The following is a 21,155-nucleotide window of genomic DNA, read 5'->3' as shown; positions in this document are numbered from 1 at the left end:
ATCACTCGGTAGGTATTGAGCAAATATCTAACGATAATGTAAAGCATTGACGAAAAGTTTAAATACCTAAATAATATTGAGAAAGCTAAGCAATATCAGCGTGAATTGCTATTTCGAAATATGCCAAACATCATCATAAACAAAGGTTAACTTATGGTTTTTATTCAACTCTATTGATTTATCATTATAATAAATAGTTAACCTCAAATCTGCTGAACTATCAAATATAACTTTATCTCCTCTATTTGACTTAAATGGTAAAGAGAAATGTGGAGCCCAGTGACCATTCGATATAATTAATTTTATAGTGCTATTCTCTTTAAGTATTTTTGAAAATCCCTCTTCACCAGTATCCGACAACTCTCTCAACTTTGCATCATCATAAATAACCTCAGTACCTTTCCTTAATAGCTTTAAAGACGAAATTTTATCATTGAAACTATTTCCAACCCAACCAACTTTACCCGAAAATAGTTTAACTCTTCCTTGGAAATTAGCGTGTTCATAAGCTTTAACAAAAAAACCATAAGGAACAATCAAAGAGGAAATTTTGTCATTAAAACTTTTTCCTATCCAATCAATATTGTTAAATATTGTTTTTTTATCTCCTTCAAATTTTCTATGTTCAAAAACTTCTAAGTAAGCAAAATTATTAGAATTAATCACAGCATCTATGAGCCCTTGCCCTGGGAAGTCAGTTACTATTATGCCCACATATTTACTGTTATTATTTAAAATGTAATTTTTTGTTAGAGTGTTTGTCCCTTCAAAAGCTATATTACATATATCGATATAACAGCTAACTCTAGGAAAGTCAGGGTATTTCCACCACCAACCAGGTGTTGTTAGTAGCCTTGGTGCTCCTGTTTGAGGTGACGAGTGCCCACTAACAATAAAGTAAGGAAAAGAACCCCCAGATGCGCTTAAATAGTTTATAACATCTTTTTTTTGTTCAGAGGCATACGTTAAGTATTCTTTAACATTTTCCCATTTTGAATATAAATCCCAGTTAGTAGATACTTTACTTTCATCTTGAATATTAAATGAAAGATAATCTATACCAATGTCACTATATATCCCATCATTTAAAAATATTATTTTACCTCTTACTTCGCTGATATTAGGGTTGTCACTATCTCCACTATATAAATATTTTTTATATAGTGGGTTTTTAATATACTCCCTTAATGTATCACTAAAATACCTTGTGTTATTTTTTTCATTATATTCTTTTTTAATTCTCATCAAAATAAATTCTGAAGGGTTTTCTTTTAAAAATTGGGTGGAACCACTTAAAATGTCATCAAAGAACTGTTTCTGAAATACAATGCCATTGTTAATTGCAAAAGAATCATTAATATGCCTCAATCGTATGTCCATAAATCGAATCCCGGACTTTAATTGATGTGAAATTGATAAAGTTTGAGTTTTAAAACCATCCCCTCCATGGAAAAATCCAGAACCATGTGTTCCAGGAATGGATATAGAGCGAATTTTAACATTATCAGGTAATCTCTGCTGCCATTTACTTCGATCTTGCTGAAGTGATGAGCCATGATAGTACGCATTGTCATTATGAGCATAACAATCATTAACTATTAATAAAATAAAAAATAAAAAAGTTTTTTTTAACATGAAGTAACCTAAATTATCCAATGGTGAAAAATATTAAATTATTGAATTAGCTTTGCTTGAACAATAAAAACGATATTTATCAAAAATAAAAATTGTAAAAATTTTCACTATCGATAATGAACAATAGGATGATTTATTAACAATAAAAATTTATAAATTTAATAAACTGCATACTGAAACTTTGGATTCACAACAGATTCTGGATTTGTAGCATAAAAAATTATTGATTAGGGCGTATTGATCTTTCGATCTGATTTTTGCAGCAAACGCTGCCCGAAGGGTTCGACTAAAAGCGTTTTACTCTTTGTTGAGGGAGATTTTCTTAGAATGGCTAGGCTACTTCTCCCTCGCCGCGATTAAAACGCTTTTGACTAGGCGTCCCCACCCGAACGAAATTTAACCACGAATGGTCAACACACCCTAATCTTTATCTCTATCTGTTAAATCTTAGGCTGCGCTTCTATAACCTCTTACGGTTTAGTAAATCGTCGGATAAAGACGGTACTCCTGTTTAATATTACTAAAAAAGGTCACATTTACTATTACGCAATAAAGCCGAGATTTTTTCGTTAAAGCATTAGAAGAGCAGAATGTAAAAGGTTTTCGTCGAGGTGTGTTACCAACAGGCATATATCGCGTAAAAGTAATGGTATAGAAATAGAATGAGTAGCAATTCGCTATATTGAAAGGAATAAGCGTCCCTCAAATTGCACCTGAAGGCATTTTGTAGGCTTTGTGATATTAAATGCCAGTGCTGATCAGATTGTATTGAGGTAAAGTGAGCTTCGTTAATTTGCTATGCAATCATACGATAAGCATTTGGTTGTATTTTTCATTGGTAAGGAGAAGGCAATGTCAATTTATATGGATAAAGCTGTGGAAATCTTGTTTTATGAACCTGAGGATCCGAATGGATACCTTTCAAATTTTGCGATCTGTCCTATCATGGTTGATGGGCAAGTTTGGGCAACCAGTGAGCATTACTATCAAGCGATGAAGTTTACTTCACAAAAACTTAGACTTAACATTTTTGAGGCGAGCACACCAAATGAAGCATTTATTTTGAGCCGCAAATACAAAGATCAAGTTCGAGGCGATTGGCATGACATCCGCCTCAGGGTAATGCGTTTCATTGTGACCGAGAAGTTTAGACAGAATCCATATTTGCTCTCATTTTTGCAAAGTACCGGTAAGTCGATAATCAAAGAGCATACTCCTAAAGACCATTTCTGGGGCGATGGGGGAGATGGAACGGGAGAAAACCATTTGGGAAAGATCTTGATGGCGGTGCGGCAACAACTTACTGCGGGATCAGTTTTTCCGTTACAAGTACCTGTTTACTGCTGTTGAAGATATAAGCCAGCTTACTGTCGAATTGATCGATGCAATGGTTTGATTGGCTCGGAGCAGCATTATGGTCGTATTCAAATTCACAAAGACTAATTCTAAATTAGCGACGCTATTTAACTCTAATAATACACAGATCATATCGCTCAGAGGGAATCATGATGTCTAAAATTGCCATAATCACAGGTGCTAGTCGCGGGATTGGTAAAACTATTTCTCATTACTTTGCGCAAGAAGGATACACTTTGGTGTTACTTTCCTTAAATCAGCAAAACCTTGAGCAGGCTCAAATCGAAATTAAATCACAGTATCCCTCATGCCTCGCTGAGGTAATTACAGTCGATTTCAACAATCCATCTGAAGTTGAAAGTACAATCAGATCAATCCACAAAAAGTATGAAAATATTGACGTTTTGGTTAACAGTGCTGGTGTATTGGCGGCTGGTAATACTAACCTATCCTTAGCTAAACTTTCTGAGTTGGTAAACGTAAACCTATTATCGACAATAACTGTCTGTAATTTAGTTGCGGATAAAATGAAACAACAAGGATACGGTGAAATTTATACTCTCGGTTCTACAGCTGGTTTAGTACCAGTCGCAAAGATTGCCGCATACTCAGCGACAAAAGCTGCAATAGTTAGTTATAGCCATTCACTTTATCAAGAACTTCTTCCTTTTGGGATAACAGTCTGCTGTTTGTGCCCTAGTGTAGTGGATAGCGATATGACTAACGATGGGCGTATTGATAATAATTTTAAAATTGAAACACAAGACCTAGCCAAGGCATTTAGATTTATTCGAAGTCTATCTTCAGGAGCTGTAATAAATACCTTATCCATAAGGTGCCGAATCATAGATTTAGAATAGACATATCCTAGATAGGTAGTTTGCGGGTTTTATGGAGCGCTTACAATTTACAAACTTGAAATGCCCAGTTCAATCGTGCCAAGTAGGCACTTATCGTAATGCTTATAAATAAATGCTATTCATCATATGTGAATTATTACATATAAATAACTCTCTGATGTGTTGTTTGCCCCATTCTTATATACTCCGAGTATGGGGCCTTTTTTTGAATTTAATAGCCCAAGTAGTGATGAGTGAATTAGTTACAGTATTGTGAAAAATATCGAAGGTTAACATACGATATTGCTTACTGCTTGTTGCCAAACTAACGAGAGTCAAAATTAACTCTCTTCAGGTTAGCTGGCCGTAGTGTAATCGGTTTTGAACCCTCTTTATTACAACATAAGACGATTAATATTCTTAACTGTTATGAAGATTTATTGAGTAATTTCTGGATGTAATCATGAGTAAAAGGCAGCATTTCAGAAAACAGTGCGCAGGCCAAAAGACTTTCGGTGTTGGTTTTTATTCGGACATAACGAAAATGTTTGCCATACACTTTAACACCTCCGAAGGGTAAGCTAGGACCTTTACTCGTTAACTCGCAGTCCGAGTTTGATTCGTAAAATGCATAGCCTTCTTGATCATGACAGTTAGCTTGTAAATATCTGATATTATTGTTCTGTCGCAATATATCCAGCAGCATTAAAACAATAACCATTCTTGGTGAAGCTAGTGCACTGTATACGGAAACGACATATAAAGTTAGGTTGGTGTTGGTATGCTCTTTAGGTTGCAAGAAATCGCATTCTGAAAGAAGGGATGGCACGTATCCTGAATCGAGTTTTGAAGCGTCTAAATATCCGTAAAGAAGGTGTCCAATCAGAACACCTGAGCTATCAATAAATACATCGAGCATAAGATTGGGATGTTCAAAATCCGACAAATTAACGTTCATCCCTAAATAATCTTGATGAAATGTCATTAACTTATGACAAAGTTCGGATTGGTTCGATAGGGATTTATAATGATGCGTTGTAAATGGAGCGACATCTGAACTATACGGGTTGCGAACTCTTAAACGTATCTGCTCGAAATTAGCGACGTTTTTCATTGCCGGCTGCGCTTCTGGGTTAATGAGCAGAGCCACATCCTCATCCATGATTCGAGCAACAAGTAATTGCCTTGCAAGTTTAGGTGAGGTCACGCCACGCTCCCAGCGGCTAAATGTGGTCAGATCGATCTTAGAAAATACATCGTCCGACTCAATCAATAAATCAATCACCTCTTGCTGTGTTAATTTCCGAGTATTTCTTACTTTTTTTAGGAATTCTGGAAATGTTATTGGCATATCTATCCTTAAGTTAGCCTTGAAGTGGGCATTTAATTAAATTTAAATTTCACGATGCTAAGTTATTCCTTCCTGATGATCTGCATAATACATCCATCAGCTCAACGTTGATTGAAAAGCAACTCAATGCTGATTTAAAAAATATTAAATCTGAGAAAAGTATATAACTTCTAAAGGAAAAAGAAAAATGACTAACCTAAAAAAACTAACGATTACTGCAGCAATGACAACATGTTTAATGGCGGCAACCAATGCATCAGCAGAACCGCTTAATGCAACTCTTATCTGGCAAGGTACTGTGCCAGAAACTGGAATATCAGATAGCCTAATGATTACCGGTCAAGGTGGTGATTTGGCTGAAGTACTGGGTACGATTGTCGCTGAGGTCGATGGTAAATTTAAATCTTCAAGCCTGACTCTTGAAGCCCGTAAAAATGAAGGCACTTCAGCAGAAGAGTTTAAAGTGGGTGAACTACAACCAGTACAATGGACACTGAAAAAAGCAACTATCACATACGATGGTGTTGATGTTAACGGCACTAAGCCTGTAGTTTATCTCAACGATGAAGTGAAAGCGATAAGCGAAACAGTGGATAACGCGTCATCGATCAAAGCGGCAATTCACCAGACTGAATCTTTGGACACAAGTGATGTAGCCGGCAAAGCGGTTGCGGCGTCAATCACGTTAATCGCAGATGTTGTTACCGGTGGTACCGATCAATAGTTCTGATGGTCTATTTGATAAAGAATAAATTAGGCCCTAAATAAGGGCTTTTTTATTGAGAAAAATCACACTCGTAGATAAGTGCTGAGTATATAAATATAGAGTATTTAGAATTGAATAAATGATTAATCTATCATTTTTAACGTTAATATTTATGGAACTAACAATTCATACCGAGCATGTTAAAGGTAGTAACAATGAAAAGATGCATATTAATACTAGCCTTGATTACTATGAATGTAGAGGGGGCGAGCACATTACTTAGTATAAAAACGACATTAGACGTAAGACAACTTTATGAAGAGTCAATTACGTCAGTTGTATTTAAACCGAGCAATTTAAAATTAAAAGTAAGTCAAGATAAAAAACAATTTGATGATGTTAATAGTATTTTAAGGATTGAAACCGATATTCCCAACGGAACTATAGATATTCCATATAAAGCGAAGTTAACAAAAAATACGGCAAGCTGTACGGATTATTCTGGTGAGGTAAATGAGCAAAAAGAATTTGTTAAATTAACGATTGATCAGAAGGACCTTTCTGAAGGAGAGGCTATCTACTTTGACCGATTTAATTCTAATAATGGTTCAACGATGGCTAGTGAACATGAAATAAAATTAAGTTTTTCTCCATTTAAAAATATCACCACAAAAGGATTACCAGAGAGTTGTAGTGGTGAAGTAAATTTTGATATAGAGGTTGATATTTAATGTTTAGACTGTCAGCAATATTTTTTTGCTTATTATTACCGATGCTTTCGCAATCTAGTTATAGTCAAGGCATGCTTGAAGGTTTTGAGGATCTTTTTGAAATAAAACCTGAAAAAGTACGTCTTCGTAATTTAGATGGTTCTTTCACATCGCCGATTGTTTTTTTAACGTCGTTTAACACTATTAAACTTGAGTCGAACAATGAAGAGTCGATCTCGTCAATTTTTGAATATTTAAACGATAATTCCATATTGGATGAATATCAACAGTCGATTGTTGAGCAGCTTATGATTGGTGTAAAAGATCACTCGCGCTGTTTGGGAAAGCTCAATGAGTGTGAATTATATCCTGAAACATTTGAAATAGTACATAACTATAATGATCGAGAGTTGTATTTATATGTTTCCCCTAACGTGCTGTCGTACTCCGATAATAACGAAGAGGTATTGTATCATTCTTCCCTCAGTGAAAATAATGGTTTAATTAACTCATTCGATCTCTATATCAGTGATTACCAAGATCAAAATTCTACTATTTCTTTCAATGATCAAACAACAGTAGGTCTTCCATATGGGTATCTAAAAAGTGATTTTAACCTCAGTAACCGTGATGATAGCTCTAAGCTTTACGAAGCCGCCTATCACCTAGACGTTGAGTCTTATTCAATAAAAGCGGGGCATTTTGAGTATGACCCCGAAATAAACTCAACTGACTTCTTGAATAATATGGCACGTATCTCTCAAAACTCAATTATCATAGGTACATCCCAAAATTTGCTTGTTGGGGGGAATAACAATAACAAAGCATTAAGTTTTTATGCGCCCGCAAGCGGCAGTGTGCAAGTACTACGTGATGACCGATTAATTTTTCAAGGCGTTGTGCCAGAAGGGCAAAACTCAATATCTTATAGTCAATTACCTATGGGGCGTTATGAGGTTGTTCTGAATGTGATGAGTGGCGGGCAAGTCATCAACACGCAAACTTTTCAAGTATACAATGCAAGAACAGATACGCTGACTCAAGGGGATTTCGATTTTGTGGCGACTGGGGGGCTGTTCTCAGGAGGTGCTTACGATGACTCGAATAATGATATTCAAAATATAGAAAATGACTTCTATAGTAAGGGTCTCATTAGCTATCAATTCACTTCGAGCATACTCATTGGTTTAGGAGGGTTAATCACTGAGAGTGGTTCCATGTACTCGATTGGCGGTTCATATAATATGATAGATTGGGGGTTGGATTCTGAAGCTGTATACAATCAATTCGAAGAGGCATCTTATCTCAACGTGAATGTGGGTATCCCTCATTTAAGCCTCTCCTACAATCGGTTAGACAATCAACACAGCGATCCTATAGCTTCGTATATCTATGGGGGGGCGGATTATTCGCGCTTATCCGCGGATTTATCATATAACTTTTCGGGAGGGCATTCATTGTATGCTACTTACTCGTTAAATCAGGATAATCCAACATCTAATATAAATAGTGATAATAAACAAGAGCAACAGTTTCTGTCGGTGGGATATAGTGCGCCGGCAGCGCTAAACTCACATATCAATATTAATCTTGACTACTCAGAAGCGACGGATGATACATCTGTTAGTTTATTATGGAGTGTTCCTTTGTCGGATACCGTAGAGACAATTTTTGGGCTTACAGGGACTGACGAGGAAGTTAATCAATTCAAAACCACTTTAAGACGAAAGCAATTAGTCGACTCGAAGGTTTTTAATACATCGCTCGAAGTGAGTAACACTTATGCTCAAGGAAATAATGACATGTACCAAGACGCGCAGTTAGTCGCGAATGGCACGACAAAATACGCGAGTATGAATGGAACCATAAGCACTTCGACTAACGGTTCTAATGGTTTTACAGGCGGTCTTTCTAGTAGTCAAATCGCCACAAGTGACAATGTGTATGTAACAGATAGAGCGGCTTCATCCTATACGCTTGTCGATATAGAACAGGTGGGTAACATGGAGAGAATCATGGATGAAAAAGGTCTGTTCTCTCTTAAAAAAGAAGGTCGTAGTAGCGGTAAATTTATTGTGTACCAAGATGAAACAATTGTCCCTCTGGAGGATTACCGTCAGTATCGTGCTAACTTCGATTCAGAAAGTCTTGATATCTACAATTCTGGTGACAGCAGTACGACGGTATTCACGCACCCTGGAACCGTGGCTTTGATAGAGCCTAAAGTCAGTAGAGTGGTTTCATTTGTCAGTGCTTTCAATGATATATCTGAGCAGCCAATTTTAGAGATGGAGTGTCACGGTGAAGCTTGCATTGACGTGAATGAAATGACGGATGGCGTTTATCGCGTATCGGTGTTAGAAGGCATGGATTTCACACTCTCTTCCAAGGAGAGTCAATGTTTATTGCCTTTTGAGCTAACGTCAATTGAACAGACGAATTTTGGTTTAAATTATTGTCTACCAGTTGAAAAAGATAAACCAATAAGCTTGGATGATGGCGAAATGCAATTGACGGCTGTATTTTTGGGCGCGTATCAAAATTCTAACAAACTAAATATTGCACTTGAAAAGCTCGAGTCAAGAGGTTACCGAATCATTCAAAAAGAAATAGGAAATTTCACTGCAATATATTTAGCTCATTCGTCGATAGATATAATGGACTCTATCGCAATTTATAAAAGAGATATCGATGAATTAAGGCTTTTAGCAATGCAGCTTAATGGCAGCAACGCAATAACATATCCTGTTGCACAAGCGAACTAACGAGGTTTCAATGAAATTAAACAAAATCATAATCGGTGCTTCTTTAGTCATAAATATTATGTTATCAGTCAGTGTTCATGCATTCAGTGTTGATAAAATGCTGCTCACCTCAGATGATAAAGGCAACGGAGTCATCACTCTCACCAATGATGAGGATCAGGCGCTTTTTGTACAAGCGCAGGTCGATGAAATAGATGTTTCAGGTAAAGGAGCGGTGAAAAAAAAACCTTATATCAGAGATAATATAAGTGATTGGAAAATATCTTTAACGCATCAGAGGTTGGTATTACGACCCGGTGAAGAGAAAGAGGTCGGTATCCGTAGTTTGTGTCATAACGCCACTTGCGACAACTCAAAAGATTTGATGTTTATGCTGTCTTTTTCTCCGAGTAGGTATAGCTCACAAACAACAGGTGGTATTGAAATGAATTATGGGTTCTCACCTGTCTATATTATCCCAACGCCCAATCCTTATTATTCTTATGAGTTGTTTAACAATGGTGACAGCCTAACGGTTGAAAATAATAGTAATACTATGATAAATGTTTTTATTGATACATGCGATGTCAAGAAGAAAGAAAAATGCCTACAAAAGTTTACTGTCGTGGCAGGAAGAACTAAGTCCTTTCCCCTTAGTGAGAATATACAAAGTAATGAACTGAATATTACCGTAGCATCTCACGATGACAGTTATTCGAAGAAAGCGACGATTAAACGAGGAAAAAACTAATGTTAAGAATTATCGTATCCTTGGCAGCATTGATACTGTCAATGACTGCTCAAGCCTTTAATGTCGATAAAATGATTATTATCTCGGATGATAAAGAGAATGGCATAGTGACATTATTTAATGACGAACCTCATTCTATTTTTGTCCAAGCTCAGGTTGATGAAATTCAGATTGTCGATGGGTCAATAATCGAACGTACTCCCTATACACGAGAGAATTTGAATGATTGGAAAATTACCATGACTCATCAAAAGTTAGTTTTAAAACCTGGTGAAGAAAAAGATGTCGGTATACGCAGTCTATGCAAAACCATCAATTGTGAGAGGTCTGAAGATTTGATGTTTCTGTTATCTTTTTCGCCAACTAAATACAGGGAGCCGGGTGAAGAGCTAGATGGAGTTGAAATAAATTACGGTTTTGCACCTTTATATATCATTCCGACTGCAACACCAAAGTATGATTATCGATTATTTAATAATGGTAATAGCCTCAGGGTTGAAAATAACAGTAATACCATGATTAAGGTATTTACCGACACGTGTAATGATGAAAATACCAATGGCTGTAGAAAAAAGTTCACGGTTTTTGCGGGTAATGACAAGACTTTTACTTTGACAGACTCGATGCAAAGTAATGAGTTAAATGTGACTGTGGCGTCTCACGATAACAGTTATTCCAAAAAAGAGAAGGTTGTAAGAGGGAAAATATAATGTTGAAACATATAAGTTTTTTTTTATCCTTAAGTATATTGGCTATAACTAATATCGCGCATGCTGCTTTTGAGGTTCGCGCTAAAGTCGAATCGAATACTGTTCATTGGGATAACGTCACTCTGTATAAGGGAAAAAAACTGCCAAGTGCATGGGGCACGCCACCTAGTCTTCAGGCATCAGAGGCGTGGGCGGCTGGGACATTTGCAGTTAAACCACAATCATCCATGCGTTTAATCGGTGGGAGTGGGGGGGGATCACAGCCAATAGCGATTGATATATTAGGTGTACAATACAACACCTCCGGCATTAAATTAGCCCAATCCACAAACCAGGGGGGGGGGTGCACTATTGATGAGGTGCAACTGCCTATTGTTACCGTGACGGGAGCAAGCTGCGTTTCAAATACTCGTTTAATTAATGAGGGACAGTCGTCCCCTTTTATCTTTTTTAGACCGATGTTTGATATTGAAGAAAGCGATATAATCAAAGCACTAAACGGGCAGGCAGAAGGTATATATTCAGCCTCGGTACCGTTGATTATTCGCTATTACTATGAAAATGACGGGATTAAGACGTATCGTAATATTAATGAAGTCATTTTGTTTTCATTCGATTATCAACCCGTACAGCTCGACAGCGTGACGGTAAGAGGTGATGGAATTATGAACCCTATTTATAATACAGCTCAAAAAAAAATAAGTGCGAATACATCATATGATATTACTGCAAATGGCTATTTTAATAATGGCATTGTTTTAACAATGCCGCAACGAGATTACCAATTGGTTAACACGGAGAACACTAGCATGGTTATTCCATACAATGTCCAATGTGCTCAATGTGGTAACGCTAATTTGGTTAACGAAGGTCAATTAAAGCAACAGACTTCGGCCATTTCCAAAGGAGCTGGAGTTCAAACCGATGTCAACTTTACCTTAAAGTTTGATTATGACATCGAGGGAAGCAGCGTCATATCCGGTGACTATTCGGATACTATTAGAATCATGTTGGAGCCAGGGATTTAATATGAAAATCGTACCCCTCAAGTTATGGTTTATTTTAGTGTTGTTATCTACTAATACGCTAGCCGAAGTATTACCAATCCAAATCGGTGGGGGCGTCACTGTGTCTGTATTGGATGATAATGCGAGAGAGACTGAAATGATCGGTTATCGGGCTTCACTCGGCTATCAAGCTAGTGACAATGTGCTCTTCGAGCTTGGGTATGCGGATTTTTCGGCCTTTTCTGGTCAAGCCACCCATAACCTGCAAGCCTTGATGGCTGAAACAGAGTTCTTGTTACCGGTGAGTGAATATGCGGCTCTTTATGCTGGTATTGGGGGGGCGTTTTCAAGCGACAAGACAAATTTAACGTCATCAATAGGCATAAAGTATCAGTTGAATCAACACTGGTACGCTGACTTCAGTTATCAAGGTGTCTTTAGTGAAATGAGGTACGATGCGGACCTTTATGCGTTTAATACACAACTGTTTTATCGCTTTTCAGTCGACAGTACTCCGCCAAATACCGAGGATGTTATTGTTAGGCCGAGTGCGGATATACGCGTTGAGCATCAGGCTAATTCTCGGATTAAAGCCACCAATTTGTTGGCTGAAACCACACCGGATAAAGAACGTTCTTGTCAGACAGAACCTATTGAGTATCGAGTTGTTTCCGGAGACCATTTACTGCAAATTTCGAGAATGTTTGATACCGACTTTAAATTATTATTGGATATCAACTCAAAATTAAACAGCCGTAACCTCAATTTAATTTATCCTGGCGAGAAAATACTTATTCCTCGGTTGGGCTGCTCAGATTAAATAACCTTATTCGCATTCAATATAATGCTAAAACCTTGGTTAATTGTGATTGTCTATAAGTGCAAGTGAGTTAATTTATGGCCTTTACATTCAGTCAATTAAATCTGATCGCCTCAAGAACATGGCATTATGCTTGCCAATATAACAATAAATGCCCAGTACAACGTCAATGGTATGGAATATAATTTTAAATCAGCCATTAATCCGATTAAGGAACTAATTATGCACGTTATAAACCACAATAGAGGAAAGGGGGCCCGCCTTAGTTTCCTCCTCGCGACAACGTTCGCTCTTTTTGGGTGTGGTGGTGGTGATGACTCATCAAGTGGTGCTGGTTCGGCAACCTATACCCCTCCAACTTCGAGTGCGTCGCTGTCTGCTTATGATACAACCTATTCTACTGCCTTTTCAGAGACGTTTGAGGTCGATCTATCGGCAAAGGTTTTCTCATCAACCGGTGGCGGCTTTAAAATTACAGAGGTAGACGTCTTGTCTAGTGATAATAGCTGTCAACTAGAAAGCATTAATAATACGAGCTTTGTTATTCAAGCTTCTAATACTAAAGTCTGTGATTATCGATATCATGTAATGCCTAAAACGGCGTCGGCCAACCAATCTGCCATGGCAATGAGCGGTAGCCAAGCTGAAGGTTCAAGTTCTGCGCTCGCCCGTGTTGCTGTAAGTGAAGACCCGAGTGAGACCACGCTGATTCCAGTGAGTGCGACCACATTGATTAATGAAAAGGTCTCTGTTGACCTGAAAAAAGAACTCAAAAATGTGGGGTATGATTTAACTGAGGAGTTCACACTTGACACTGTGAACATTGCCTACGGACATTCGAGTTCGGTAACAATCAATGCATCAAATAATCAAACTTTCGACTACACACCAGAAGCCAGTTTTACCGGAATTGACCGTGTTCTTTATTCCTTTAAGCACTCTAATAATAAGAAGGTGTTAATGGGTATAGTAGATATTGCTGTCGGCTATGAAGCAAATGAAGGCTTTATTATCGATGAGAAGATTAAATACCCAACTGTCGTTCATGTTAACGAGAAGGAAGAAATTAATCTTGAGGACTATGTTAAATCAGTTGATGAAGATGACTTTCAATTGGTTTACGTTGAAACCTTTGACGCGATAGCAAAGCCTAAAAATAATAGCCTCGGAAATAAAATCATTTCCTTTGAAGCGTCAAAACCTGGCTATCACTATGTGAGTTTTGGTGTCTCTGATCATAATGGCACTTATGACATGGGTCTGATCCGAGTTGAAGTTACGGATCCGTTTCAGTCAGCAAGGTGGACCGATATTTCTTATGGCTTAGACCTGTTTACAGCGCCACTCACCGCTATGGATGCCGCGAGCCAAACAGTGGTTTATGATGCTAAACTCACCGATTCTGGATGGGATCCAGCTATTGATATGGCAGGTTTTCGCTATAGTACAGCAAAAAATTATTGCGAAGATATTGGTGCTAAATTGCCCGACGTGAAAACATTGCAGGAGTTGACCGCAAACACCAAGTTACAGAGGGACAAGAGTTGGCCTACTGATGCTAACTACCTCGCTTATGATGATACTGCCGCTGCACCCTATCAGGTTAGTTTGAAGGATGGTGACGAGAGCGCTACTCCAGTCCTAGCTATAGGGGGAAGCAATTACTATGTCACCTGTGTTAAGTCAGGAGCAATTCAAGTGTTACTTGACCGTTCAGACAAGACAGTTGTTGCGGATAATACTAAAGAAGCTAAAGTCGTCGTGCAGCTCAAACTTGGTAATGAAGTCAGGCCTAATACGCTCGTTCGTGCCACTTCCTCCAGCACTTTTCCGACTTTTGATGATAGTGTTACGACTAACGATGACGGTGTAGCAACATTTAGCTTAATAAGTCTGCGCGCTGAAAAGGTTACATTAACGTTTGATGCTGAAGGTGAAACGGTAACGTATGACGTGATATTTATTGGCGATGAAACGACGGCTGAAGTGAAGTCGAAAACAACCGTTGACAACGTACCTTTCACATCGGTCGAAGGTGGTCAGGTGACTGCAACCTTGACTGACCAAAATGATAACCCGGTAGAAGGCTACTCAGTTACGTCAGAGGTCAGTGCACAACTGCACCCCGATACCGGAGAATCAGTGATGCCTATACTTGAAGATGAGACGACGAAAACCGATCAGTTTGGTGAGCAAAAAGTCCGGGTAAAGTGGGATAAAGACATTGCAACCCCGACAAAGACCATGACTTTCGACGTGACGTCATCATATGAGACAGCAACCGGTAAAGAGAGTGAGTTTATTAGCTCAGTTGCCTTTAACGCGTATTTGTGTGGTGGTCAGGTCGGCGATGCTGATAAAGCAAACGCCGCGGGTGACTGCATCAAAGTGGCGGAAAGCGGCGGAAAGCTGTATACCGGAACCCCAAGTGTCAACTTTTTACAGGCTATAGACTACGCTGATTATAGTTCTTCTTTCAAGGAGTCTGGTAGCTTGGGCCCTAAAGGCGGTGTGTTTGCTCTTTTCACACAGTCTCAGGCTGTCCAACTTTGTACTCAATATAACGACATTAACCTCCAAGGTAAGAATGATTGGCGTTTAGCAACGAAAAATGAGTTGGTGAATCTTTATAATACCTATTCAAGTATGTTTACTGCGAAGGGTTGGGCGACCCACTACCGCTACTGGTCGTCGACGCCCACTGGTTCCACCTACTACCGCGTGGGCCTCAGCAATGGCTACGTCAGCAGCAACTACTACCCATCCTATCAGAGCTACGCCTCGTGCGTTTCAGGTTCTTAGGGTTTAACGTTCAACGTTTAGAGTTTGCGGCCCACAGGGCCGTTTTTTCTTTTTTAAAAATTAAAGGTTTATTTTTAAACTCAGTAAGCGGTGCGCTTTACAAACAACCACGGGTGATACCGTGGTTCTTTGTTGGTTATATTATAAAGAAATTGCGAGCCGTCTTTGTGGTCTTTATAAGATCAGTCGTCAGCATCGTTAGATTTACTCACCGCACATTGACTCAACATAGTGAGCGCAATTCGCTACTGTATTAAGGCTATAACCCACCCGATAAATGGTATTGATCTCTATCGAATCACGGTACCTAAGTAATTTTTTTCTTAAAGACATAATCACCATGTTTAATGCGTTGTCACATACGTAGGAATTTGGCCAGCCCGCTCTAATCAGGTGTCCTTTGCTTAAATGCTGCCCTTGATGAATCAACAACTCTTTGAGCACAAGAAACTCACTGAGCGTGAGCTGTATGGGAGGTGATTTGGGGTGCTCAGTCATGGTGAGCCTCAGTGGACCTTTATGTAATAGAATACTCATACATAAACAACCTGTTTAATACGTTCGCAACATTATTGACTCGCACGGCTAATATGCAATGTCAGCTCAAAAGACACATAGAACAATGTGCCTAGTTGGGTCGGTTTGCTTGGCTACGACAGTTCATAAACATGCGTGGGCATTATCAGAAGATAAATTTACATGGTGCTATGTAAATTTTGCCTATTTGGATAAAAACTTATTGGGCATATCAAAGAGGGAGCATAGTATGTATCACATTAATCAAAGCACATTTTTAAGCACAACAGGGTGTGATTTCCAATCAGAAACAGGTATTCGCTTTCGACGAATTGCGGTCAAAAGCTTGCACACGATCATCGGTGACATCTTACAACGAACAGACTCTAGTCGTGCGACAGCACACAAAATAAAAGGCATTGCTTTATCTTGTGGTGCTCTGGAGATCGCAAGAATATGCCTCAAATTAGAGAATTATCATCAAATGATCAATGAAAGTGCGACACAAAAGATTTTGAAAGATGTGGCTATGTCTATGATTGAGCTTTGCGATGTTTAATTAGGAGGCGCGAGCTTTGTCATTTAAAAATAAAATCATAATAATTAATGCGTTAATTCTTATTTTATTTGTTTTGTTGCTAACATATTCATCTATTCAAATCGTAAAAAAATCCTCACTCAATCAAATTGATGAGATCAAGGAGAGTATTATAAGTGGCAATAAAAAGCTGTTATTTACTTTTGTTCAGTCTTTAAATGTCAGTTTGGACAAAGAGGTTGAACTGATCACTAATGAAGTTGACTCCATCGCAGTAGAGATGGCATACAATGCGAATGACAAGATGAAAGATAGAGGACAACTCTTCGAACAACTGATCTATGCTAATAATGAAAGTAAAAATTTTATCAAAAATATTACGTTAATTAACACTGAGAGTAATGAAGAATTTTTTATTATTGGTAGCGGTGGCCACAGCGGCATCGGCAGTCAAGTCACTCCACTAGATCTAAGTAGTATGGTTCGTTATGAGAATTTTCATATACAAAAAGAATATGAAGATAACCATATAGCTGTTTATTCAATTTACACCCAACCAAAAAACTGGGAAAGTTGGAAAAAGTGGGTTCTTAAATTTGACCTCGACTTAGAGTATTTTTCAAGGTCACTTACTTTTGAAAATATGGCGGATGAATTTCAGTATCGTTATTTTTTGTTGGATGATAGCGGTAACCTAGTCACTTCCAATCTCCAACAGAGCGCTGAAAAATTTATGTTTGAGACGGTTTTAGGTCAAAAAGAACAGTTAACTGTTGCCGATTATATGATGTCTCAAGAGTTAGGCAGTGTTGTTGTTAAGGGAAGGGAGGGTATATTTAACGTAACTTTTATACTAAACCATCTAACGGGGTGGCGGCTAGCTTTAGTCACTCCAGAGGAAGTCGTGCATTCTACTTTTGATATTACTAAAGAGTTGGTGCTTTCGGGCGACATTTGGTTGAACAGAAGTATTTTTTTCGCCGCCCTTATCTTGTTGACTTTCTTTCTTGCTATCAATTACGTGACAGCGAGTAAGATGTTGGTCCCTATTTCTAAATTGTTGGAACAAGCTGAATACTTAAAACATCGTGATTTTAATAATGTAACCCATAGGGTTCTAAGTCACGGCGATGAAATTGAACAGCTTTCCAAAGCCTATTCGGAAGCTGGCACTGAGATCAAGCATTTGGTTGAAGATTTAGAGCTGAAGGTGCTAGACAGAACGAAACAATATGAAAGTGCAGCAAAGCAGGCTAAAGAAGCCAGTATACAAAAGTCAACGTTACTTTCTAATGTGTCTCACGAGGTAAGGACTCCACTGAATGCAATTATTGGCTACACGCATATGCTGCTAATCGACAGTTCGACTAAAGAGTCTCATCGGCTGCATTTGAAAGGCATATCGAGTGCGAGTAATACCATTTTAAATATTGTAAATGACTTGCTGGACTTTGAGCGAGTTAGGGCTTCAAGTTTCAGTTTGAATCCTCAATGTATATGTCTACGAACTTTTGTGGATGAAATACAAGAAACTTTCTTACCACTCTTTGAAGAAAAGGCGCTGTCGCTGAAGGTTATTAGTCATCTCGATAGTGGCGCTACCTTGATGATTGATGAGCTTCGTTTAAAACAAGCACTCAGTAATATTATTTCAAATGCGATCAAGTTTACGAGCCAGGGGGGCGTGACCATCGAAACGGCGACCGATGGTAAGGTGTTCACTATTTCAGTGTGCGATACGGGAGTCGGGATTCCGCAGAATAAACTAGATGAAGTATTTAACAGTTATGAGCAGATTAACCAAGAAGATCAACAGTTTGGTTTTGGTCTGGGGTTGGCTATCACCAAGTTAATCGTCGAGCTTATGAATGGCACCGTAACAGTAGAGAGTGAGTTGGGAGTGGGTAGTACTTTTAGAATTTATCTTCCTGCGACCGAAATATTGAATATAGGTGAATGCTCAAAACATCAAAAAACACCCAATTTAGATACATTAAAATATAAATCAGACTTTGCAAGACAAAGGAGCTTAATTGTCGACGATGTTGAATTTAACCGAGAGATTCTTGAGTTTCACCTAACAGAGATGGGGTTTGAATGTATGACAGCCAATGATGGTTTAGCAGCGTTAAACCTCGCCTTGCAACATGAGTTTGATGTTGTGTTAACTGACATATCTATGCCTGTTATGGATGGTATAGAGCTTGCTCGTGAATTAGAAAAGCATAAAGTACCGGCACCTATCATTGCGGTTACGGCTAGAGCGACAACGACAGACGTATCTCAAATGAGTCACTACTTTTCATGTTACCTAACAAAGCCGATCAACCCTATAGAGTTGAAAGAAAAGCTCGATGACGTACTATCAGAACCAGCTCCTCACTGATGGACTTTAAAGTATATTATCAATGAGTTATCTAACGGTTTTTAGCCATTATTACTGAGTTTTTGATCTAGAGTTAATGAATTTCATTATTATCAGTGATCGAATGATGACAATCTCCATTAAAGATGCACATTTCATTTAATATGGTGGGCATTTTATATTTTTTAGATTGCAGTCTGCCCTTAGCTTTTATTTCTCTATCTACAATAATATGACCAATCACAACAATAAATAAGAAATTGAACTAATGTTTGGAAATATTATACGTACCTTTCGGGTTAACAACGGTTTATCTCAGACGATGTTCGTTGACTTGGTTCAAACGAGTAGCTCCCATTTTCGTAACCTAGACGTCGTTACACTAAGTCGTTGGGAACGTGGTGTTACGACACCTCATTTTAAAAGACAGAACGAATTGTTAAATTTGATTGGAGCAAATATTTTTGATGTATGGCAGGTAGGTCAATCAAAAAAGCATGTCGAAGAGATAACAAAAAAGTTAAACAAAAATGGATATTTAGATACTAATCAGGCTTATAATACCGAAGTTGTTACTATAAATTCAAATAACTCTTATCTTATAAATGGATTAAGTAAATTAATTGATGTTATTTTCGATTATGAAGAAAATTTAATTTTTCATGCTTTAGAAAAGACAGGGCTAAGTCGACAGGCAATAATCACAAAAATTATAAACCAATATGGCGGTGATTTAATACTTGTTACTGTGAATGGACAATTGATAAGCCATTTACTCAGTTCTAACGATATGCCCGCAAGTGATTTTTTAGAACTCGGCGATATTTACAAAAAAGAGCAGGCCCACCAAATTATTACATTTAACTGCACCTACTTTCCAGCATTTATTTATACAATGTCGAAAGAAGTTTATAAATATCTGCAAAGCTTAAATCCAGATAGAAAAATTTATTTATTTATTAATAACAAAAAAATGTTTGATTTGTTTTTTTCTTTAGGGTTCGAGTATCGGACTATAACAAGAAGCGGTCAGTCGATGAAGTTAATGTATTCTGAAGTGAATAAAATTAAATCAAATCGCTCGTGGGTTAGCTTGATCTCCAATTATAAAGGTGATGGTTATGAATAAAACTGTATTGATTGTTGATGATGTAGAACTATCAAGAGAAATTATTAAAAACGCTGTTAATTTATCGGGTGTAAATGTTCTTGTGAAATTTTCTGAAAATGCATTTGATGCAATGAATAAAATGAAAAATACTGTATATGATTTAGTTATCATGGATATTATGATGCCCAATGGTAACGGTTTTGAACTTTTAAGTATGATGTCTGAAAAAAAGATTAATTCTAAAATCGTAATTATTTCAGCGTTAGATCAATCTATTGTTAGTTCCACGAATATGTTGGGAGAACTCTATGAGTTAAGTATTGCAGCGTCACTAAAAAAGCCTGTCTTTGCCGATCAGATGAGTGGATTAGTTCATAAAGTTCTGACACAGAAAGCGTCAGCGCCTACTCAATCAGACATTGATAGCTGTGCATTGTCCATTAGCGATAGCTTTCCCATAAACTTAGTTTATCAACCGCAAGTTATTTCGAATAAGAAGGCTATTGTTGGGTTTGAAGTGTTGTCTCGGTGGTCTGATAACGATGGAAGTTTACTGCCACCTAGCTATTTCTTGCCAGTTATTGAAGAATTGGGGAAGCAAAAAATATTTACTAAGATTGTGATCAAAAAGTTTGTTGAAGATTATCATTTGCATTTTAGTGAGTTGGACAGTTCGTTGCGTTTCTCAATTAATGTCGATCCCAACTTACTCATTGACCAATCCATTATTGATGACCTTTTTGAGATCTATAATCAAGGGATAAGCCATACTATTGTTGTCGAGTTGACGGAAAGAAGCCTTTCCGCCGACGTCGATTATGAGGCATTATTGGCAAATATGTTAAGACTGAAGATGAAGGGTTTTGAGATTTCAATGGACGACTTCGGTATCGAAGCATCTAATGTTGAGCGTATGGTTGCCTTCCCCTTCAATGAAGTAAAAATTGATAGAGAGCTCACTTGTGGACTTAGTTATAACATTGAATTTTTTAAAAGAGTAGAAGAAGTCAAAAAGTTAGCTTCTGTAAAAAATATCCGTATTATTTACGAGGGGGTTGAGGACGAAGACACTTGTGCTTATTTGCAAGCTTTTGATGGTTTTAATCAGCAAGGTTACTTTCATGGGGTTCCATCCTTACCTAAAATAGCGGTTGAGATGTTATCTAGACAAAAAGTTGAGGTTTCATCCTAATA

17 protein-coding genes are annotated in these 21,155 nt (G+C 37.8%); 14 read left to right on the top strand and 3 right to left on the bottom strand.

Translation table 11 applies throughout. The features are described from left to right. Positions 1 to 108 precede the first annotated feature (108 nt). Positions 109 to 1,635 carry a phosphatidylinositol-specific phospholipase C domain-containing protein gene (locus tag ACMAZD_RS18585; RefSeq protein ID WP_435250131.1) on the bottom strand — a complete coding sequence of 509 codons (1,527 nt, stop codon included), beginning with the start codon at positions 1,633 to 1,635 and terminating at the stop codon, positions 109 to 111. Positions 1,636 to 2,487: 852 nt separating this feature from the next. On the opposite strand from ACMAZD_RS18585, the gene ACMAZD_RS18580 reads away from it, so the two are divergent. Both ACMAZD_RS18580 and ACMAZD_RS18575 read left to right on the top strand, forming a co-directional pair. After that, entirely contained in the window at positions 2,488 to 2,985 is a 498-nt protein-coding gene (locus tag ACMAZD_RS18580) for an NADAR family protein (protein ID WP_435250130.1), read from the top strand. A gap of 158 nt (positions 2,986 to 3,143) precedes the next feature. After that, positions 3,144 to 3,851, top strand: coding sequence for an SDR family NAD(P)-dependent oxidoreductase (locus tag ACMAZD_RS18575; RefSeq protein ID WP_435250129.1), 708 nt, complete (start codon positions 3,144 to 3,146; stop codon positions 3,849 to 3,851). Positions 3,852 to 4,257: 406 nt separating this feature from the next. Here the strand turns inward: ACMAZD_RS18575 and ACMAZD_RS18570 are convergent, their stop codons facing one another. Beyond that, positions 4,258 to 5,181, bottom strand: coding sequence for a helix-turn-helix transcriptional regulator (locus ACMAZD_RS18570; protein ID WP_435250128.1), 924 nt, complete (start codon positions 5,179 to 5,181; stop codon positions 4,258 to 4,260). Between the two features lie 187 nt (positions 5,182 to 5,368). Between ACMAZD_RS18570 and ACMAZD_RS18565 the strand changes: the two genes are divergently transcribed. The 8 genes from ACMAZD_RS18565 to ACMAZD_RS18530 all read left to right on the top strand — a co-directional run bounded on the left by ACMAZD_RS18565 (position 5,369) and on the right by ACMAZD_RS18530 (position 15,431). Then, positions 5,369 to 5,905: a hypothetical protein gene (locus ACMAZD_RS18565; protein WP_435250127.1), complete on the top strand. Its 537-nt coding sequence runs from the start codon at positions 5,369 to 5,371 to the stop codon at positions 5,903 to 5,905. Positions 5,906 to 6,102: 197 nt separating this feature from the next. After that, positions 6,103 to 6,618, top strand: coding sequence for a hypothetical protein (locus tag ACMAZD_RS18560; protein WP_435250126.1), 516 nt, complete (start codon positions 6,103 to 6,105; stop codon positions 6,616 to 6,618). Continuing rightward, a complete protein-coding gene (locus tag ACMAZD_RS18555; protein WP_435250125.1) occupies positions 6,618 to 9,362 on the top strand; it encodes a TcfC E-set like domain-containing protein in 2,745 nt (914 codons plus the stop codon). Before ACMAZD_RS18560 ends, ACMAZD_RS18555 begins: the two co-directional genes overlap by 1 nt. A gap of 10 nt (positions 9,363 to 9,372) precedes the next feature. Next, on the top strand, positions 9,373 to 10,092 hold the full coding sequence (locus ACMAZD_RS18550) for a hypothetical protein (protein WP_435250124.1): 720 nt from the start codon (positions 9,373 to 9,375) through the stop codon (positions 10,090 to 10,092). Beyond that, positions 10,092 to 10,802 carry a hypothetical protein gene (locus ACMAZD_RS18545; protein ID WP_435250123.1) on the top strand — a complete coding sequence of 237 codons (711 nt, stop codon included), beginning with the start codon at positions 10,092 to 10,094 and terminating at the stop codon, positions 10,800 to 10,802. The genes ACMAZD_RS18550 and ACMAZD_RS18545 overlap by 1 nt, the downstream gene beginning before the upstream one ends. Further along, the gene (locus tag ACMAZD_RS18540) at positions 10,802 to 11,830 is read left to right on the top strand and encodes a hypothetical protein (protein WP_435250122.1); all 1,029 of its coding nucleotides are present in this window, start codon (positions 10,802 to 10,804) and stop codon (positions 11,828 to 11,830) included. The genes ACMAZD_RS18545 and ACMAZD_RS18540 overlap by 1 nt, the downstream gene beginning before the upstream one ends. 1 nt (position 11,831) lies before the next feature. Next, the gene (locus ACMAZD_RS18535; RefSeq protein ID WP_435250121.1) at positions 11,832 to 12,629 is read left to right on the top strand and encodes a LysM peptidoglycan-binding domain-containing protein; all 798 of its coding nucleotides are present in this window, start codon (positions 11,832 to 11,834) and stop codon (positions 12,627 to 12,629) included. Positions 12,630 to 12,758: 129 nt separating this feature from the next. Beyond that, positions 12,759 to 15,431, top strand: coding sequence for an Lcl domain-containing protein (locus ACMAZD_RS18530; RefSeq protein WP_435250120.1), 2,673 nt, complete (start codon positions 12,759 to 12,761; stop codon positions 15,429 to 15,431). Positions 15,432 to 15,635: 204 nt separating this feature from the next. Here the strand turns inward: ACMAZD_RS18530 and ACMAZD_RS18525 are convergent, their stop codons facing one another. Further along, the gene (locus ACMAZD_RS18525; RefSeq protein ID WP_435250554.1) at positions 15,636 to 15,929 is read right to left on the bottom strand and encodes a helix-turn-helix domain-containing protein; all 294 of its coding nucleotides are present in this window, start codon (positions 15,927 to 15,929) and stop codon (positions 15,636 to 15,638) included. A 268-nt stretch (positions 15,930 to 16,197) separates the two neighbouring features. Here ACMAZD_RS18525 and ACMAZD_RS18520 point away from each other — a divergent pair, with 268 nt between their 5' ends. The 4 genes from ACMAZD_RS18520 (at position 16,198) to ACMAZD_RS18505 (ending at position 21,153) form a co-directional block, all read left to right on the top strand. After that, positions 16,198 to 16,506, top strand: a complete 309-nt coding sequence (locus ACMAZD_RS18520) for an Hpt domain-containing protein (protein ID WP_435250119.1) — start codon at positions 16,198 to 16,200, stop codon at positions 16,504 to 16,506. A 16-nt stretch (positions 16,507 to 16,522) separates the two neighbouring features. Then, positions 16,523 to 18,871: an ATP-binding response regulator gene (locus ACMAZD_RS18515; protein WP_435250118.1), complete on the top strand. Its 2,349-nt coding sequence runs from the start codon at positions 16,523 to 16,525 to the stop codon at positions 18,869 to 18,871. A 247-nt stretch (positions 18,872 to 19,118) separates the two neighbouring features. Next, the gene (locus ACMAZD_RS18510; RefSeq protein WP_435250117.1) at positions 19,119 to 19,979 is read left to right on the top strand and encodes a helix-turn-helix domain-containing protein; all 861 of its coding nucleotides are present in this window, start codon (positions 19,119 to 19,121) and stop codon (positions 19,977 to 19,979) included. Further along, positions 19,972 to 21,153: an EAL domain-containing protein gene (locus tag ACMAZD_RS18505; protein WP_435250116.1), complete on the top strand. Its 1,182-nt coding sequence runs from the start codon at positions 19,972 to 19,974 to the stop codon at positions 21,151 to 21,153. The genes ACMAZD_RS18510 and ACMAZD_RS18505 overlap by 8 nt, the downstream gene beginning before the upstream one ends. Positions 21,154 to 21,155: the final 2 nt, after the last annotated feature.

The sequence above is a fragment of the Vibrio sp. nBUS_14 genome, assembly GCF_051201655.1.
Lineage (GTDB): Bacteria > Pseudomonadota > Gammaproteobacteria > Enterobacterales > Vibrionaceae > Vibrio.
The sequence above is the reverse complement of the archived record's forward strand: the minus strand, read 5'-3'. Positions and strand labels throughout refer to the sequence as shown.

Coding starts and splice junctions, on each gene's coding strand:
- ACMAZD_RS18585 (WP_435250131.1), bottom strand. CDS start 1,635: ATGTTAAAAAAAACTTTTTTATTTTTTATTTTATTAATAGTTAATGAT.
- ACMAZD_RS18580 (WP_435250130.1), top strand. CDS start 2,488: ATGTCAATTTATATGGATAAAGCTGTGGAAATCTTGTTTTATGAACCT.
- ACMAZD_RS18575 (WP_435250129.1), top strand. CDS start 3,144: ATGTCTAAAATTGCCATAATCACAGGTGCTAGTCGCGGGATTGGTAAA.
- ACMAZD_RS18570 (WP_435250128.1), bottom strand. CDS start 5,181: ATGCCAATAACATTTCCAGAATTCCTAAAAAAAGTAAGAAATACTCGG.
- ACMAZD_RS18565 (WP_435250127.1), top strand. CDS start 5,369: ATGACTAACCTAAAAAAACTAACGATTACTGCAGCAATGACAACATGT.
- ACMAZD_RS18560 (WP_435250126.1), top strand. CDS start 6,103: ATGAAAAGATGCATATTAATACTAGCCTTGATTACTATGAATGTAGAG.
- ACMAZD_RS18555 (WP_435250125.1), top strand. CDS start 6,618: ATGTTTAGACTGTCAGCAATATTTTTTTGCTTATTATTACCGATGCTT.
- ACMAZD_RS18550 (WP_435250124.1), top strand. CDS start 9,373: ATGAAATTAAACAAAATCATAATCGGTGCTTCTTTAGTCATAAATATT.
- ACMAZD_RS18545 (WP_435250123.1), top strand. CDS start 10,092: ATGTTAAGAATTATCGTATCCTTGGCAGCATTGATACTGTCAATGACT.
- ACMAZD_RS18540 (WP_435250122.1), top strand. CDS start 10,802: ATGTTGAAACATATAAGTTTTTTTTTATCCTTAAGTATATTGGCTATA.
- ACMAZD_RS18535 (WP_435250121.1), top strand. CDS start 11,832: ATGAAAATCGTACCCCTCAAGTTATGGTTTATTTTAGTGTTGTTATCT.
- ACMAZD_RS18530 (WP_435250120.1), top strand. CDS start 12,759: ATGCTTGCCAATATAACAATAAATGCCCAGTACAACGTCAATGGTATG.
- ACMAZD_RS18525 (WP_435250554.1), bottom strand. CDS start 15,929: ATGACTGAGCACCCCAAATCACCTCCCATACAGCTCACGCTCAGTGAG.
- ACMAZD_RS18520 (WP_435250119.1), top strand. CDS start 16,198: ATGTATCACATTAATCAAAGCACATTTTTAAGCACAACAGGGTGTGAT.
- ACMAZD_RS18510 (WP_435250117.1), top strand. CDS start 19,119: ATGTTTGGAAATATTATACGTACCTTTCGGGTTAACAACGGTTTATCT.
- ACMAZD_RS18505 (WP_435250116.1), top strand. CDS start 19,972: ATGAATAAAACTGTATTGATTGTTGATGATGTAGAACTATCAAGAGAA.